The sequence below is a fragment of the Caballeronia sp. GAFFF1 genome (assembly GCF_023630705.1).
GTDB lineage: Bacteria > Pseudomonadota > Gammaproteobacteria > Burkholderiales > Burkholderiaceae > Caballeronia.
The window spans coordinates 1-259 of record NZ_JALQEM010000060.1 but is presented as its reverse complement, the minus strand read 5'-3'; the positions used below and the strand labels follow the sequence as shown (position 1 = coordinate 259).

At 64.5% G+C, this 259-nt stretch carries 1 protein-coding gene; it reads left to right on the top strand.

The genetic code is table 11. The annotated features are described in order from the left end of the window. Positions 1 to 259: alpha/beta hydrolase (locus tag NCR37_RS28295; protein ID WP_502800610.1), on the top strand; the 259-nt coding region annotated here is incomplete at both ends.

Sequence of the window (259 nt, the reverse complement as noted above, 5' to 3'; positions counted from 1 at the left end):
GCACGAGGCCAGCCGTCTCGCGGCATCGGTGCGTGGCAAGCTGAAGCGCGTCACGAGCGACTGCCTCGTCATTCACGCTATCGACGACGAGACCTCGAGCCCGCACAACGCGCGATTCGTCGCGGCAAACGTAGGCGCGTCGTTCTTGCGGACCATCTGGCTCGACGACTCCTATCACATGATCACGTCCGACAACGAGCGCGAAGTGGTGGCGCGCGAATGCACGATGTTCCTGCGCGAGAGCGCGTCTGCCTGCGAC